This is a genomic window from Rubricella aquisinus, assembly GCF_014199445.1.
GTDB classification, from domain to species: Bacteria; Pseudomonadota; Alphaproteobacteria; order Rhodobacterales; family Rhodobacteraceae; genus Rubricella; species Rubricella aquisinus.
In genome coordinates this window covers 34,101-50,188 of sequence record NZ_JACIJS010000003.1, presented here as the reverse complement: position 1 = coordinate 50,188, position 16,088 = coordinate 34,101, and the positions used below count along the sequence as shown (strand labels likewise).

The 16,088-nt window shown below is 61.8% G+C and carries 17 protein-coding genes; 3 read left to right on the top strand and 14 right to left on the bottom strand.

Translation table 11 applies throughout. The annotated features are described in order from the left end of the window. Window positions 1-54: 54 nt before the first annotated feature. Both FHS89_RS05190 and FHS89_RS05185 read right to left on the bottom strand, forming a co-directional pair. Entirely contained in the window at window positions 55-420 is a 366-nt protein-coding gene (locus FHS89_RS05190; protein WP_184009254.1) for a hypothetical protein, read from the bottom strand. Window positions 421-424: 4 nt separating this feature from the next. Continuing rightward, window positions 425-1,957, bottom strand: a complete 1,533-nt coding sequence (locus tag FHS89_RS05185; RefSeq protein WP_184009253.1) for an acyl-CoA carboxylase subunit beta — start codon at window positions 1,955-1,957, stop codon at window positions 425-427. A 128-nt stretch (window positions 1,958-2,085) separates the two neighbouring features. On the opposite strand from FHS89_RS05185, the gene FHS89_RS05180 reads away from it, so the two are divergent. From FHS89_RS05180 to FHS89_RS05170, 3 genes are all read left to right on the top strand, one after another. After that, entirely contained in the window at window positions 2,086-3,486 is a 1,401-nt protein-coding gene (locus FHS89_RS05180) for a helix-turn-helix domain-containing protein (RefSeq protein ID WP_184009251.1), read from the top strand. A gap of 231 nt (window positions 3,487-3,717) precedes the next feature. Then, the gene (locus FHS89_RS05175; RefSeq protein WP_184009249.1) at window positions 3,718-4,236 is read left to right on the top strand and encodes an SRPBCC family protein; all 519 of its coding nucleotides are present in this window, start codon (window positions 3,718-3,720) and stop codon (window positions 4,234-4,236) included. Further along, a complete protein-coding gene (locus FHS89_RS05170) occupies window positions 4,233-4,574 on the top strand; it encodes a cupin domain-containing protein (protein WP_343051342.1) in 342 nt (113 codons plus the stop codon). Before FHS89_RS05175 ends, FHS89_RS05170 begins: the two co-directional genes overlap by 4 nt. Here FHS89_RS05170 and FHS89_RS05165 read toward each other — a convergent pair. The 12 genes from FHS89_RS05165 to FHS89_RS05110 form a co-directional block, all read right to left on the bottom strand. Continuing rightward, complete coding sequence (locus FHS89_RS05165) at window positions 4,571-5,764, bottom strand: multidrug effflux MFS transporter (RefSeq protein WP_184009247.1); 1,194 nt, start codon at window positions 5,762-5,764, stop codon at window positions 4,571-4,573. The two genes, FHS89_RS05170 and FHS89_RS05165, sit on opposite strands and share 4 nt — an antisense overlap. 37 nt (window positions 5,765-5,801) lie before the next feature. After that, window positions 5,802-6,332: a GNAT family N-acetyltransferase gene (locus FHS89_RS05160; protein ID WP_184009246.1), complete on the bottom strand. Its 531-nt coding sequence runs from the start codon at window positions 6,330-6,332 to the stop codon at window positions 5,802-5,804. After that, a complete protein-coding gene (locus tag FHS89_RS05155; protein WP_184009244.1) occupies window positions 6,313-6,774 on the bottom strand; it encodes a pyridoxamine 5'-phosphate oxidase family protein in 462 nt (153 codons plus the stop codon). Before FHS89_RS05155 ends, FHS89_RS05160 begins: the two co-directional genes overlap by 20 nt. After that, window positions 6,767-7,984 (bottom strand): phenylacetate--CoA ligase family protein, encoded by a 1,218-nt coding sequence (locus tag FHS89_RS05150; protein WP_184009242.1) that lies wholly within the window; start codon window positions 7,982-7,984, stop codon window positions 6,767-6,769. Before FHS89_RS05150 ends, FHS89_RS05155 begins: the two co-directional genes overlap by 8 nt. After that, window positions 7,981-8,277 (bottom strand): DUF6958 family protein, encoded by a 297-nt coding sequence (locus FHS89_RS05145; protein WP_184009240.1) that lies wholly within the window; start codon window positions 8,275-8,277, stop codon window positions 7,981-7,983. The genes FHS89_RS05150 and FHS89_RS05145 overlap by 4 nt, the downstream gene beginning before the upstream one ends. Before the next feature lie 6 nt (window positions 8,278-8,283). Continuing rightward, window positions 8,284-9,099, bottom strand: coding sequence for an ABC transporter ATP-binding protein (locus tag FHS89_RS05140; protein WP_184009238.1), 816 nt, complete (start codon window positions 9,097-9,099; stop codon window positions 8,284-8,286). A gap of 69 nt (window positions 9,100-9,168) precedes the next feature. Beyond that, complete coding sequence (locus tag FHS89_RS05135) at window positions 9,169-10,452, bottom strand: ABC transporter substrate-binding protein (RefSeq protein ID WP_184009236.1); 1,284 nt, start codon at window positions 10,450-10,452, stop codon at window positions 9,169-9,171. Between the two features lie 75 nt (window positions 10,453-10,527). After that, a complete protein-coding gene (locus FHS89_RS05130) occupies window positions 10,528-11,604 on the bottom strand; it encodes a branched-chain amino acid ABC transporter permease (protein WP_184009234.1) in 1,077 nt (358 codons plus the stop codon). 3 nt (window positions 11,605-11,607) lie between these two features. After that, window positions 11,608-12,612 carry a branched-chain amino acid ABC transporter permease gene (locus FHS89_RS05125; RefSeq protein WP_184009232.1) on the bottom strand — a complete coding sequence of 335 codons (1,005 nt, stop codon included), beginning with the start codon at window positions 12,610-12,612 and terminating at the stop codon, window positions 11,608-11,610. A 152-nt stretch (window positions 12,613-12,764) separates the two neighbouring features. Then, window positions 12,765-13,586 (bottom strand): ABC transporter ATP-binding protein, encoded by an 822-nt coding sequence (locus FHS89_RS05120; protein ID WP_184009230.1) that lies wholly within the window; start codon window positions 13,584-13,586, stop codon window positions 12,765-12,767. Between the two features lie 34 nt (window positions 13,587-13,620). Next, window positions 13,621-13,875 carry a hypothetical protein gene (locus FHS89_RS05115; RefSeq protein WP_184009228.1) on the bottom strand — a complete coding sequence of 85 codons (255 nt, stop codon included), beginning with the start codon at window positions 13,873-13,875 and terminating at the stop codon, window positions 13,621-13,623. A 136-nt stretch (window positions 13,876-14,011) separates the two neighbouring features. Then, entirely contained in the window at window positions 14,012-15,982 is a 1,971-nt protein-coding gene (locus FHS89_RS05110) for an AMP-binding protein (RefSeq protein ID WP_184009226.1), read from the bottom strand. Window positions 15,983-16,088 lie beyond the last annotated feature (106 nt).

Genomic DNA, 16,088 nt, shown 5'->3' with positions numbered 1-16,088 from the left:
ATAGGCGTGAAATAGGGCGCTCGGCACCCCGGACCAGTGCCGATTTTGAAACCGTCACGCATTTTCCACCTCACGGACCCGCGCACAGGCGCGCCATCGGCGAAGATGCGCCGGATCGGTCAGAAGGGACGCGATGCGCGCTTCGATCTGGGCATGCGGAAACGGCTTTCGGGAAATCTCCCCTCCCGCCGTGAGGGTGAGCATGGGGCCGTCACGCTCGATCCTCACGACGGGAGAGAAGCCCGTGATGTGGCGCAGGCTGCGCCACATATCTTGTCTGATCTGATGGGCGAGCCGCGCGCGGCTGACCGGGCCAAAGGGCAGCCGTGTGCTGGCGGAGACATCAAACCCCGCCCGCCCCGCGCGGGACAGGGTCAACGTCCGCGTGTCCCGCTCAATATGCCAGCCCCGCCGCACCATCAGATCACAGCGGAATATTGTCGTGCTTTTTCCACGGCCGCTCTTCCCGCTTGTTCTTGAGCGCGGCAAAGGCGCGCGCGACGCGGCGGCGGGTGGAATGGGGCATGATCACTTCGTCGATGAATCCTTTTTCGGCGGCAACGAACGGGTTTGCAAAACGCTCCTCATAGGCCGCAGTGCGCGCCGCGATCTTGTCCGGGTCGCCCAGTTCGGAGCGATAAAGGATCTCCGTCGCGCCCTTGGCCCCCATCACGGCAATTTCCGCCGTGGGCCATGCGTAATTCACATCCGCTTTCATATGCTTGGATTGCATCACGTCATAGGCACCGCCATAGGCTTTGCGCGTGATCACGGTGACTTTCGGCACCGTCGCCTCACCAACTGCGTAAAGCAGTTTCGCGCCGTGCTTGATGATGCCGTTATATTCCTGCGCCGTGCCGGGCAGGAAGCCGGGCACATCGACAAGACAAAGGATCGGAATCTCAAAGCAGTCGCAAAAGCGGACAAACCGCGCGGCCTTCCGGCTCGAGTCGATATCCAGACACCCGGCCAGCACCATCGGCTGATTGGCATAGACGCCCACGGTCTGCCCTTCGATCCGAATGAATCCGGTCAGCATGTTTTTGGCGTAATCCGCCTGAATCTCATAAAAATCATGCTCATCCGCGATTTTCAGGATCAACTCCTTCATATCGTAGGGCGTGTTCGCATTCGCGGGCACGAGCGTATCAAGGCTGTCGTCAATCCGGTTCGCATCGTCAAAGCTGGGGCGGATCGGCGCTTTCTCGCGGTTGTTGAGCGGCAGGAAATCAATCAGGCGGCGCACTTCCGCAAGCGCTTCCATATCGTTTTCAAACGCCCCATCCGCGACGGAGGATTTGGAGGTGTGGGTTTTGGCCCCGCCAAGCTCCTCTGCCGTCACGGTCTCGTTCGTCACGGTTTTTACCACATCGGGGCCGGTGACGAACATGTAGGAGGTGTCCTTCACCATGAAGATGAAATCGGTCATCGCGGGGGAGTAGACCGCGCCGCCCGCACAGGGCCCCATGATCACGCTGATCTGCGGGATCACGCCAGAGGCTTCGATATTGCGCTGGAACACATCCGCGTATCCGGCAAGTGATGCGACCCCTTCCTGAATCCGCGCGCCACCAGAATCGTTGAGGCCAATGACCGGCGCGCCAACCTTCAGCGCCATGTCCTGAATTTTGCAGATTTTCTCCGCATGGGTTTCGGACAGGGAGCCGCCGAACACGGTGAAGTCCTGACTGAACACATAGACCTGCCGCCCGTTGATCGTGCCCCAGCCCGTGACAACGCCATCGCCCGGAATATGCTGCTCATCCATGCCGAAATCGGTGCAGCGGTGGGTTTTGAACATGTCGTATTCTTCAAAACTGCCATCATCGAGCAGCACCTCGATCCGCTCCCGCGCGGTCAGCTTTCCCTTCGCGTGTTGCGCATCAATACGACGCTGCCCGCCGCCAAGGCGCGCCTGTGCGCGACGCTCTTCAAGCTGTTCGAGGATGGAAATCATGGCACGGCCTCCCTTGGGATCTTTGCGCCAGCTTACGCGCTGGTGTGCACTGCACCAAACGGAGAATGGCAGAATTGCAAATTCTGTAAATCTATGATGTTGTGAATTGCAAATTTGCGAAGTGAGGGATGATGCGCAAAGTCTATGCCGGTGTGGCGCTGCGGGAATTGCGGATGAACAAGGCCCTGACCCAAAAGGAATTCGCCGCACGGCTTGGTGTGTCGCTCTCCTATCTCAATCAGATGGAGAACAATCACCGGCCCGTCTCTGCCGCCGTGATCCTCGCGCTGGCGTCGGAGTTTCAGTTCGACATCGGCACGTTGGATGTGGGGGAGGCCGACCGGATGGTCGCGGATATGCGTGAGGCACTCGCCGATCCGATGTTCGGGGAGGTGACTGTGCCGCTTGCGGACCTGTCGCTGACCGCCAGCAACGCCCCCGCGCTGGCCCGTGCCTTCCTTGCGCTCCACCGGCAACACCGCGAAACGCAGGATCGGCTTGGGACATTGGACGAACAGCTTTCGACAGAGCGGGGCGGGACCGGCCTTGCCCCCCTGCCATGGGAAGAGGTGCGCGACTTTTTCCACTATTGCGACAATTATATCGACCCGCTGGACCGTGCCGCCGAACGCTTTGCCGAGCATACCGCACCCGGCACCAGCCTTGCCGCCATGCGCGATTGGCTGGACGATGCCCTGGGCGTCAGCATCACGCTAAGTGCGGCGCATCCGGTCCGGCGATATGATCCGCAAACCCGGACCTTGGCGCTCAACACGATGTCCGATCCCGCGACCCAGCGGTTTCAGATCGCGCATCAGATTGCCATTCTCGCCCATGCGGACCTTCTGGACGCGACGCTTGATCTGGCGCGTTTCCGCAGCGATGAGGCGCGCCAGATCGCGCGCATCGGGCTGGCCAATTATTTCGCAGGCGCAGCGCTGCTGCCCTATGGCAGCTTCCTGCGCGCAGCACAGGAGGTGCGGCACGATCTGGAGTTGCTGTCGCACCGGTTCGGCGCGTCGCTGGAGCAGGTGGCCCATCGGCTGTCGACCTTGCAGCGCAGCGGGGCCAAGGGCGTGCCGTTTTTCTTCGTACGGGTGGATCAGGCAGGCACGATCACCAAGCGGCATTCGGCCACGCGGCTGCAATTTGCCCGCTTTGGCGGCGCGTGCCCGTTGTGGAACGTGCATCAGGCTTTTGAGACACCGGGCCGGTTCCTGCGCCAATTGGCGGAGACGCCGGATGGCGTGCGGTATCTGTGCCTCGCCCGCGACGTGTCGAAACCGGGCGGCAGTTTCGACGCGCCCGTGCGGCGCTATGCGATCGGCCTTGGCTGTGAGGTCAGCCATGCCGGGCAATTGACCTATGCCGACGGGCTGGACGCCGAAGCAGGTCCGTTTGAGCCGATTGGCGTGTCCTGCCGGATATGCGAGCGCGTGGGCTGCCACCAACGCTCCGTCCCGCCGTTGGAACGCCCCTTGCGGGTTGATCCGAATGAGCGGGGGTTGCTGCCCTACCGGATCGTGTGAAGCGCAAGCCGGGCCAGCGGCTGTCCGGGGGTGGTCGCATGACGGCACCGTTGTGCGCTTTATGGTGAAACATCCTCCGCCAGATCGGCTCAGCGGACCCAGCGCAGAAGCGGCCGCCCTGCGGACGGACGGCCGCTGGCCCGGCGCCTTCGGCTTGATTCCGGGCCAAGGATGATTGCGCTTGCGCGGTGGCAGTGGTTAGCATCGCGCCAACTGATTTGGAGGAAAGACATGGAACTCACCGGCTCCCGCACCATCGCCGCCGACCGCGCCACCGTCTGGGCCGCACTGAACGACCCGGAGGTGCTCAAAGCCTGCATCCCCGGCACACAGGACTTGACCGGCTCCCCCGAGGAGGGGTTTGAGGCAACCGTCGTGCAAAAGGTCGGCCCGGTGAAGGCCACGTTCAAGGGCGCTGTGGCGCTGGAGGATGTGGTCGAGGGCACGAGCTACCGCCTCGTCGGGGAGGGCAAGGGCGGCGCTGCGGGCTTTGCCAAGGGGGCGGCGGATGTGTCGCTCGCGGATACCGAGGATGGCGGCACGGAGCTGACCTATACGGTGGATGCCAAGGTCGGTGGAAAGCTCGCGCAGCTTGGCTCCCGCATCATCGACGGCTTCGCCAAAAAGATGGCTGACCAGTTTTTCACCAATTTCAAGGATGCGCTCGAACCCGCCCCGGAGGGCGAGGAGGACGAGGACGCGCCCGAGGCGGAAAAGAAGGGCTGGTTCGCGCGTCTCAAGGGCAAGTGATCCTTTCCAAGACGACGGCGCCCCATTACACTTGGGGCGCGGGCTGCGATGGCTGGCGCTGGTGCGACCGGCCAGACCTGTCCGTGATCCGGGAGGCGATGCCTCCCCACACGACCGAGACCCGCCACCGCCATGCCCATGCGCGGCAGGTGTTTCACGTCCTCTCTGGCGTTCTGAGCATGGAATGCGATGGCGTGTTGCACCATGTCGGGCCGGATCAAGCGCTTGAGATTGCCCCTGGCCTGCCCCATCAGGCGCGCAATGACGGGGACGAGCCGCTGGAATTTCTGGTGATCTCCGCCCCCTCGACGCGGGGCGACCGCGACGATCTCACCTAGCGGTCGATCAGGTCGTCATATTTGCGCGCGCGCCACGCGGCGGCAAACGCGATCAGGATCACGGCGAGCATGATCCACAGCAGCATCGGGGCCGCTTGCTCCGGCGTCAGCGCGGCGGCGGCAAGGCTTGTCAGCACCCCCCCGATGGCAACCATCATCGCGCCCGACAGGCCCGAGGCACCCCCGGCGAGATCAGGTCGGACCGACAGCGCCCCCGCCCCCGCACTTGGCAAGGTCAGGCCATTGCCGAACCCGACCAGCAGGACCGGCGTGAAATAGGTCCAGACACTCTCAAACCCCAGACCAAGCAGCGCAAGCGCGATCACCATGCCAGAGGTGGCAGAGATACGACCCGCGATCATCATCGTGGACAGCCGCACCTTTGACGCGATCCGCCCCGACAGGAAGGTGCCAAAGAAAAACCCCAGCGTGATGCTGCCAATGGCAACGCCAAGGAGGGACGGCGACAGGTCAAACACCGCGGCGGCCACCAGTGGCGCGCCGCTTTGGAACACATAAAACGCCCCCACCGAAAAGCTCATGCAGATCGCGTAGGCCCAGAACGCCTCTGACCGGATCAATTCAGGATAGGCGCGGAATTGCTGGCGGATCGTGGGCGACGGGTTTTTGTTCGTCTCACCCAGATCGAAATAGGTCAGCAGGAAACAGGCCAGCCCCAACAGGCTGAACAGCACAAAGACGGAGCGCCAGCCGAAAAACTCATCCATCACGCCGCCAACACTCGGCCCCAGCATCGGGGCTGCGGCCATCGCCATGGAGATATAGCCGATCTTGCTCGCCGCCTCCCGCGTGGTGTGGGTGTCGCGCACCACCGCGCGGGTCACGGAGGCACAGGCGATCACGGTGCCTTGCATCATCCGGCACAAAAGGAAGGTCCAGATGTCCTGCGCCAGCACACAGCCGATGGAGGCAAGCGTGAACACGCCCAACCCCGTCAGCAAAAGCGGGCGGCGGCCAAACCGGTCAGACATTGGCCCCATGATGATCTGCAAAACCGCCGTCAGCCCCAGATACCCGCCGACAGACACAGCCATGAGCGCATAGCTCACCTCAAACTCCGCCGCCATTTGCGGCAACGACGGTAGGAACATGTTGAGCGACAGGATCGACACACCCGTCAACAAAACGAGCGTGAACAGGTGCGGAGGAGAGTGTGCCGGGCCGATCATACCACCGCGATACGCCCGCGCCGGAGGCTTGTCCAGATCAGCCAAGCGGGCGGGTGAGTATCTCGTTCAGATAGGCCTGATCCGCGATGCGAAAATGGGTTTGGCCCGCATGGGAGTAACCGTGCCTGTGATAGAAGGCGATGGCCGCGGTGTTCTCGGAGTTTACGGCCAGCCAGACCGCCTCCGCCCCCTCGGCCTGCATCCTCGCCAATCCATGCGCCATCAGGGCCGCACCCAGCCCCCTGCCCTGATGCCGGGGCTGGATGTAGAGCGTAGTTAGCTCAACGGTCAGGTCAGGGCGGCCCGGCGCGGGCTTGTCCTTGGTCAAGCGGATGAACCCGTCGATCCCATCGCGGTTTTGGGAGACGAAGAACCGCTCCTGCGGGTCAGCCAAATGCGCCTCGAACATGAGTTTGGTGAACGTGTCCAGCGCATAATCGGCGAAAAAGGCGCTGACCCCATGGCGGATGTAGGTGCCCAGCCACACCTCCATCGACAGCGCGGCAAGGCTTGCCGAGTCGTCCGGTATTGCAGGGCGGATCTGAGGCTCAGGCAGGGCGGACCCCATAGGCGGCATAGGTCATCGCGCGCCGCTCATCATCCGGTCGGTCCGGGACGAGCGTGTAGGACGGGGCGATGATCGGGGCGATGTGGGTCGGCACGACCTCGATCACATCGCGCAGCGGAAAATTTGGGCCTGCCATGTCAATCAGCGACGGGGAGAGGCGGGCAAACCCATCACTGCCGCCGACATGCAGGGTCGCCACGCCTTTGACCTTAAACCCCTTTTGCGCGAACACATCGACAAAACTGACGCAGACCTGCGGCGTGGCGAGGATATTCGCGCGGGTCCGGGGGGATGCGATATTGCCGATCAGGATGCTGTTCCCCTGCGCCAAAAACATCTCCTTGGGGGAGACATTCGGAAAACCGTCCTCCCCCATGGTGGCCAGCCAGCACAGAACGCTTGCCTCGATACTGGCGCGCACCTCTGCCGTGAGGTCAGTCATAGCTGCGCTGATCGTCGATCACCTTGCCATCATTGGGCAGGCTGCCGGGCGCGACGATTTCGATCTGGCCCTTCATCTTGAGCGTGGCGGTGATCGCGGTTTGCAGGGTGTCCTCCGACACGCCTTCCGCCTCGACCTGCACGGTCATCACATCGGCCTCTCCTGCGCGGGTGGCGATGACGCGGGCGCGCGATACTTCCGGTAGGCGGGCGACAAGGGCTGCGACCTGTTCGGGGCGCACGAACATGCCCTTGATCTTGGTCGTTTGATCGGCGCGGCCCATCCATCCTTTGATCCGCATATTGGTGCGGCCACAGGGGCTTTCCCCGCTCATCACGGCGGACATATCGCCCGTGGCAAAGCGGATCAGGGGGTAATCGGGGTTGAGGGTGGTCACGATGACCTCCCCCACTTCGCCCTCTGGCACCGGGTCGCCCGTGCCGGGGCGGACGATCTCCACGATGACGCCCTCATCGACGATCAGCCCCTCCATCGCGGAGGATTCGTAGGCGACATTGCCCAGATCGGCGGTGGCGTAGGTTTGCAGACAGGCGATGCCCCGGTCGGTGTAGTATTGGCGCAGCGACGGGAAGAGCGCGCCGCCCGATACTGCCGCCTTGGTGATGGCCAGCGTCAGGCCCATCTCATCCGCTTTCTCAAGGATCATCTTGAGGTAATCGGGCGTGCCCGCATAGGCGGTGCAGCCCAGATGCGCGGCGGCTTCGGCCTGCAATTCGGTCTGGCCGGTGCCTGCGGGGAACACGGCGGCACCCACGGCCTGTGCCGCGTTCTCGAACATCATGCCAGCGGGCGTCATGTGGTAGCTGAAGCAATTGTGCACGATATCGCCCTGCCCGATCCCGGCGGCATGGGCAAAGCGGCCCAAGCGCCACCAATCGCCACCGCGCCCGCCCGGCTCATAGATCGGGCCGGGGGATTGGAACACATGGGCAAAGGCGGAGGGCGCTTTGGTCGTGGTCCCGCCAAAGGGCGGATGGTCCTTTTGCGCGGCCCCAAGCGCGGATTTGCGGAACACGGGCAGGCTCGCCAACGCCTCTCGCGACGTGATCGCAGCCGGGTCCACTCCGGCCAGATGCGCAGCCAGGCCGGGTGCGGCCATTGCATTCGCGATCTGCGTTGGCAAGGCTGCCGCGAGCGACGCTGCGCGGGCGTCAGCGGTACGGGTTTCAAGCGCGTCATAATGGGTCATTGGGCCAACCGTATCGTAAGGGGTTTCTGGCCGGGGATGCGTTCGATCTCCCCCCGGACTTCGAGTTCGAGCTTGACGGTGATGACATGCCAGCCGAGCTTTCCCAGCCGGGAAAGGTCATCCGGCGACAGACGGCTGCCCACCGCATCCTTAAGATCCGCGTTCTTCATCGGACCGCCGCTCAGTGCATCGAGGATCGCGGCGCGCAGAAGGTCAAACTTCCATGTCGGAATAGACGTCACACCCTCCCGCCCTTCGGCGGGTGTGCGACAGGCGACGCGGTCCTCTGCCATGGCAGATCAGCTCAGCCAGCGTTTGCGGCGGCGATAGCTGCGCGTGTCGCGGAAGGATTTGCGGCCCTCATCCCCCATGCCGAGGTAGAATTCCTTCACATCCGGGTTTTCGCGCAATTCGGCAGCAGGGCCTTCCATCACCACGCGACCCGATTCAAGGATATACCCCTGATGGGCAAAGCGCAGGGCGACATTGGTGTTCTGCTCCGCGATGAGGAAGGACACGCCTTCCTGCTCATTGAGGTTTTTCACGATGGTGAAAATCTCCTCAACCAACTGCGGGGCAAGGCCCATGGACGGCTCGTCCAGAAGGATCGTTTCGGGCCGTGCCATCAGCGCGCGGCCAATGGCGCACATCTGCTGCTCCCCGCCGGAGGTGTAGCCCGCCTGAGAGGTGCGCCGCTCCTTGAGACGCGGGAAATAGGTGTAAACCATCTCCAGCCCCTCTTTCGTTTCGGCCTTGGAGCGGGTGTAGGCGCCCGTCAGGAGGTTTTCCTCGACCGTCAGGTGCTCAAAACAATGGCGGCCTTCCATGACCTGAATAACCCCGCGCCGCACCAGATCCGCCGGGTTGAGATCGGCGACATGATCGCCGCGATAGATGATGGAGCCTTTGGTGACCTCGCCACGCTCGGCCTGCAACAGGTTCGAGATTGCCTTGAGCGTGGTCGTCTTGCCCGCGCCATTGCCGCCCAGAAGGGCCGTAATGCCCCCTTTCGGCACTGTCAGGCTCACGCCCTTGAGCACAAGGATGACGTGATTGTAGATCACCTCGATATTGTTGACCTCAAGAAGCGTCTCGGTCTTTCCGGCGTCAAGCATGGGGTGGCTCCGTGAAATTCTGTGGGGGTGACCCCGGCGCGGATGGGCGCCGGGGTCGGTTTGATCAGATCAGCACTGCGGCTCGATGTTGTTTTCCGCCGCGAAAGCTGCGGAATCGGCATCAATCAGCGGCTGGATCACGTCCATATCCGGCTCCATGAAGTCGGTGATGAGGGACCATGTCTGGCTCTCCGCATCCCACTGCTGGATCGCGCCGAGGCCCGGACCACCGTGGTTTTCACAAGTGACGGTGAAGGCCGGACCAAAGTTCGGCATGCCAAGGGCCGCCATCTTCTCTTCGGAGATTTCCAGCGCTTCCATACCGTCGCGCATCATCGCTGCGGTAATGTCCGCCACACCGTGGATTTCCTGCGCGGTCTTGGCTGCTTCTGCGGCCAACATCGCGGCATAAAGACCACGGTTGTAGAGCACGGTGCCGATCTGGTCGCCCGCACCCGCGGCGAGACCTGCTTCGACAACATACTGTTGGATGTCATCAAAGACCGGGAAATCGCTGCCCACATTGTGGAAGGTGATCGCCTTATAGCCATCGGCCCCCGCGCCTGCGGCCACCACGTCATTCTCAGAGCCGGACCACCACACGCCGATGAAATCTTCCATCGGATAGCGGATGTTGATCGCCTCGTTGATTGCGGTCGGGTTCATCACGCCCCAGCCCCACATGATCACATTGTCCGGGCGCTCGCGCCGGATTTGCAGCCACTGGGATTTCTGCTCCTGACCGGGGTGATCCACGGCGAGCAGCGTCAGGTTGAAGCCGTGCTTGGCGGACAGTTCCTCAAGCGTACGGATCGGCTCCTTGCCGTAGGCGGAGTTGTGATAGACAAGCGCGATGTTCTTGCCGTTCAGGTCGCCATTGTTCTCATCCAGCAGGTAATTGATGATGCCGGATGCTGCATGCCAGTAGTTGCCCGGATAGTTGAACACGTTGGAGAACACGTCGCCATTCGCAGCCGAGGTCCGGCCATAACCCATGGAGTGGATCGGGATACCGTCTGCGGTTGCTTTCGGGATCAACTGATAGGTGATGCCCGTGGAGAGCGGCTGATACACCAAGGCGCCTTCGCCCTTGGTCGACTCGTAGCACTCAACGCCTTTTTCGGTGTTATAGGCCGTCTCACACTCGATCACGCGGGTCGGCACGCCACCGATACCGCCATCGCGCTGGTTCAGGAGCGTGAAGTAATCCGCATAGCCGTCCGCGAACGGAATGCCACCCGCCGCATAAGCGCCGGTGCGGTAAGACAGGCTGGGGAACACGAGGTCCGCCATGACCGGGCTTGCCGCCATGATTGCTGCCACGGAGACGGTGGCCAGTTTCTTGAGCTTCATTGGTATACCTCCCTTAAGGTTTGTTCGAAGCGGTGAAATCCGGGGTTTGCCCCGGTTATTGTCAATGGCCCCACCTTAATGGGGGAAGGGCCAGAGTCTCAGTTTTTCTTTCGCGATGCGCCACAACTGGGCAAGGCCATGCGGCTCAAAGATCAGGAACGCGACGATCAGCGCGCCCACCACGATGAAGTTGAAATGCGCCGCAAGGTCCGTGGGCCAGCCAAGGCTGTCCACCATCACCAGTTTCAGGACCACCGGCAACAGCACCATAAAGGCCGCGCCCGCAAGGCTGCCAAAGATGGAGCCAAGCCCGCCAATGATGATCATGAACAGCACGAGGAACGATTTCTGGATGCCGAACGCCTCCCCCACTTCAACCGCGCCAAGATAGACGGCGAAGAACAGGCTACCGGACACACCGACAAAGAAGGACGATACGGCAAAGGCGCTGAGCTTGGACCAAAGCGGGTTCACGCCGATGATCTCTGCCGCGATGTCCATATCGCGGATCGCCATCCAAGAGCGGCCAATGCGCCCGCGCGTCAGGTTGCGCGCGATCACGGCCAGCACGATCAGGAAGGCAAGGCAGAAAAGATAGGCCACCCACGGCTCCGTCTCCGCACCCGTGACCGGCTGACCGAGCATCGTGCGCTCAGGCGCGTTGATCTGACCCGAGGCGGAATAGTTGTAGAACCAGCTCACCTTGTTGAACATCCACACAAGGAAGAACTGCGCAGCCAGCGTCGCCACCGCGAGATAAAAGCCCTTGATCCGCAGGGACGGCAGGCCAAACAGCACCCCGACACCGGCGGTGATAAAGCCCGACAGGACCACGATGATCGCGATATTGAGGTCGGGAAATCCGGTCATCAGCTTGTAGGTCGCGTAAGCGCCTACCGCCATGAACCCACCTGTGCCAAGTGACACCTGCCCGCAATAGCCCGTCAGGATATTCAGTCCGATCGCCGCGATGGCGTAGATCAGGAACGGCAGCAGGATCGCGTTGGTGATGTAGTCGGTCACGACAAAGGGCATCACCCCCAGCGCAATCGCCAACACGATGTAGTAGGTGCGCCGGTCGAACAGGATCGGAAAGGTCTGCTGATCGGCGGCATAGGTCGTTTTGAAATCGCCTGCTTCACGATAGAACATGATTTAGACCCTCTCGATGATTTTTTCGCCGAACAGGCCCTGCGGCCGGAACACGAGGAAGATGAGCGCCAGCACATAGGCGAACCAGTTTTCCGTGGCTCCGCCAAGGAAGGGTACGCCGATCAGATACTCGAACAGCTTTTCGCCCACCCCGATGATCAAACCGCCCACGATTGCCCCGCTGATGGAGGTAAAGCCCCCCAGCATCAGCACCGGCAGCGCCTTGAGTGCAATCAGCGAGAGCGAGAATTGCACGCCCGATTTCGCGCCCCACATGATGCCCGCGACGATGGCGACAAAGCCCGCGAGCGACCAGACCATGATCCAGATCTTGTTGAGGGAAATGCCGACCGACAGCGCCGCCGTCGGATCATCCGCCACCGCCCGCATCGCGCGGCCCGGTTTGGTGTATTGCGCAAACGCGGCAAGGCTCGCCACCAGCGCCACCGCGATGACGGTCGCCCAGATATCGAGCACATCGACATACATGCCGAAATAGCGCTCACCCTCTGCCGCCCATTGCACGGTCACATCCTCGATCCAGAACGACCCACCCGAGGGGATGCCAACATCAAGGCGCTTCACCTCGGAGTTCCACATCATGTCGCCGAAGCCTTCCATGAAATAGGCAAGGCCAATCGTCGCCATAAAGAGGATAATCGGCTCCTGCCCGACAAGGCGCACGAGGATCACCTTCACCACGATCCACGCAAACAGGATCATGACCAGCACGGTAAACAGGATCGCCAGCAAGGCGGGCACGTTCCACCCGAAATAATGCACTTCGGTCCCGAAAATCGCGTTGATGAGATGGGCAAAGGGCACTTGGCCTGTCTGGATACCCACCAGCGTTTGCGCCGCAAACAGCGCCATCACGCCTTGGGCATAGTTGAACACGCCCGACGCCTTGAAAATCAGAACGAAGCCAAGGGCAACGAGGGAATACAGAACCCCGGCCATCAGCCCGTTGATCGCGACTTCAAGCAGATTGAGGAAATCAGCTGACATTTTGGGCCTCCATCGGCGTTGATGCATCGGTGTTACGAATTGCCTGAAGGATCGCACCCGGCCCGGGGGTGGGTGCATCGCACCCGCCCTTGGGGGCGGGTCGGGTGCGATCCGGTCGCATGCGCGACCGGACGGCAGATTGCTTAAGGCGATCAGTCATGGGCCACCCCCAGATACGCGTCGATCACCGCAGGGTCAGCGCGCACGACATCCGGTGTGCCGTCGCCGATCTTGCGGCCATAATCCATCACCACGACCCGGTCGGAGATATCCATCACAACGCCCATATCATGCTCGATCAGCGCAATCGTGGTGCCGAACTCGTCATTCACATCGAGGATGAAGCGGGACATGTCCTCCTTCTCCTCCACGTTCATGCCGGCCATCGGTTCATCCAGCAGCAGGAGTTTCGGCTCCGCCGCCAAGGCCCGGCCAAGCTCGACCCGCTTTTGCAAGCCATAGGGCAAACGGCCCACGGGCGTTTTGCGGATCGCCTGAATTTCCAGAAAGTCGATGATCTTCTCGACATATTCGCGGTTTTCGATCTCTTCCTGCTCGGCCTTGCCCTTCCACAGACATTGGGACCAAAAGCCCGCGTTCATCTTGGTAAACCGGCCGGTCATGATGTTGTCGAGCGTGGACATGCCCTTGAACAGCGCGATGTTCTGGAAGGTGCGGGCGATGCCCTGCTTGGCGATCGCGTGGGGCTTCATCGCCTTGCGCTTCGCGCCGTTGAACCAAACCTCCCCCTCCTGCGGGTGATAAAAGCCGTTGATGACGTTGAGCATCGACGATTTCCCCGCTCCGTTCGGGCCGATGATCGCGCGGATCTCCCCCTCTCGGATGTCGAAGGAGATATCCTTGATCGCGACCACCCCGCCGAAGCGGAGGGTGATGTTCTTCACCTCCATCATCACGCCACCGATCTGGCGGCCATCTGGGGTGGTGTAGCCGTCTGGGCTCATGTCGTTCATGCCATCACCTTTGGGCTGAAAGTTTGGGATTGGGTCATGCGGTGTGCCCCGATCCGATCATCATGTGTGCAAGAAAGGCCGCGAGCGCGCAGGCGGCGGCCAGCCCCCAGATACGGGCGCGGCGCCGGCCAAAGAGGAGCAGCGCCAGCCCGGCCCCCATCATCGCCGCCGTGATCACATAAGGCAGCGTGGAGCCGGACAGGAAATGCGCCGCACTCCCCCACATCGGGCCAGCAGCCAAGAGGCCAACGCCAAGGAAGATCTGCATGGGGCGGGTCATTTGGGTCATAGCCGTGCCCCCCGCATCCGCGCGGAACACAGGACAGTGCCCGGCCTGGAGGGGGCGAAAGCGGCCTTCGGGGGGAGGTCGGGCGCTGGCCGGGCCACGGGCCCGACCTCAAGTGCGAAGATGTCCCAACAAGACATCATTCCGCCGCCACCTGCTGCGTTTGCACCGGCACGACCGCCGCGTCGCGGATTTCGAGCGTGGCGGAGACAAAGCCTTTGCGGCCATCCTCATAGGTCACTTCGGTCTTGGCGAACACGCTCTCTGACCCGTCATAGAGGGCGATGATCAGATCGCCATACCGCTCCTCGATGATCCGGCGGCGGACCTTTTGCGTGCGGGTAAGTTCGCCGTCATCCGCGTCCAGCTGCTTGTGCAGGATGAGGAAACGGTGGATCTGGCACCCGGCGAGCATCGGATCCTCGGCCACGGATTTGTTCACTTCCTCCACATGCGCCTGAAGCGTGGATTGCACCTGCGGGTGCTGCGCCAATTCCTGATAGGAGGCATAGGCGATGTTGTTCCGCTCTGCCCAGTTGCCTACGGCGGTGAGGTCGATGTTCAGGAACGCCGTGCAGCGATCCCGGCCATTGCCGAACACGACGGCCTCCAGAATATTGGGGAAGAATTTGAGCTTGTTCTCGACATATTTCGGGGCAAACAGGCTGCCATCGGCCATTTTGCCCACGTCCTTGGCACGGTCGATGATGCGCAAATGGCCCGTGTCCGGCTCGATAAAGCCTGCATCGCCCGTGGCGACCCAGCCTTCGGGGTCTTTCGTGTCGGCGGTGCTTTCGGGGTTTTTGTAGTATTCCACGAATGTGCCGGAGGAGCGGTAATAGACCTCCCCGCTCTCCGCGATTTTCAACTCAACACCGGGGGACGCGACGCCCACCGTATCGGCGCGGACCTGCCCATCGGGCTGCTGGGTGATGAACACCGACGCTTCGGTCTGCCCGTAAAGCTGTTTGAGGTTGATCCCGAGCGAGCGGTAGAAATCAAAAATCTCCGGCCCGATTGCCTCCCCTGCGGTATAGCCCACGCGCACCCGGCTCATGCCGAGCGTGTTTTTCAGCGGGCCGTACACCAGAAGATTGCCCAGCGCGTATTTCAGCTTATCCCCACCGGACACACTCTCCCCATCCAGCATCGCAGGGCCAACCCGCTTTGCATGTGCCATGAAGTGATGGAACAGCCATTGCTTGAATTTGCCCGCATCCTCCATTCGGATCATCACATTGGTGAGCAAACCTTCGAAAAACCGGGGCGGGGCGAAGAAATAGGTCGGCCCGATTTCGCGCAGGTTCATCTGCATCGTGTCGGGGCTTTCGGGGCAGTTGACGCAAAATCCGCTCCATGCCGCCTGCCCCATGGAAAAGATGAAATCGCCCACCCATGCCATCGGAAGATAGGCCAGAACGTTGTCCGACTCGCGCAAGCTGTCGAATTCGCTGGAGTTTTTCGCGGTGGAGATGATGTTGCGGTTGGACAGCACCACACCCTTGGGCCGCCCCGTCGTGCCGGAGGTGTAGAGCATCACGCAAGTCTCATCGAGGCCGCGCGCGGCGATCCGTGCATCCAGATCGGCCCCATTGCCGCCCTCCATTTCCTCCCCCCGTTCGATCACGATCTTGAGGTCATGAAGGTGCGTATGGTCGTATTTGCGCAGGCCGCGCGGGTCGCCATAGAAAATCTCGGTCAGGTTCGGCAGGCGCTCCTTGACGTCGAGTACCTTATCGACCTGTTCCTGATCCTGACAGATCGCAAAGCGCGCGGAGCAGTGATCAAGCACATAGGCCATCTCTTCGGCGACGCTGTCCTGATAGATCGGCACCGGCACGCCACCGGCGGCGGACACCGCATACATCGCGATATAAAGCTCGGGCCGGTTGTTGCCGATGATCGCCACATGTTCACCGGGCTGAAGGCCAAGGTCCATCATGCCAAGGGCGAGGTGGCGCATCTCCTTATGGGCTTCGGCCCATGTCCAGCTTTGCCAGATGCCGTATTCCTTGACGCGGAACGCGGGCTGATCGCCGATCCGGTCGGCATTATAGGCCATGAGTCGCGGAAAGCTGTCCCGCCCGGCGGGTACATCTACATCGGTCATTATTCTCTCCCTAGCGGTGCCTGATGCCCATCGCTCATTGTCGGCGATGTTTTGTGTCACGCAGGCGCCCCGTCACGACATGAAGTTAGGCACATAGAGTGAGTCT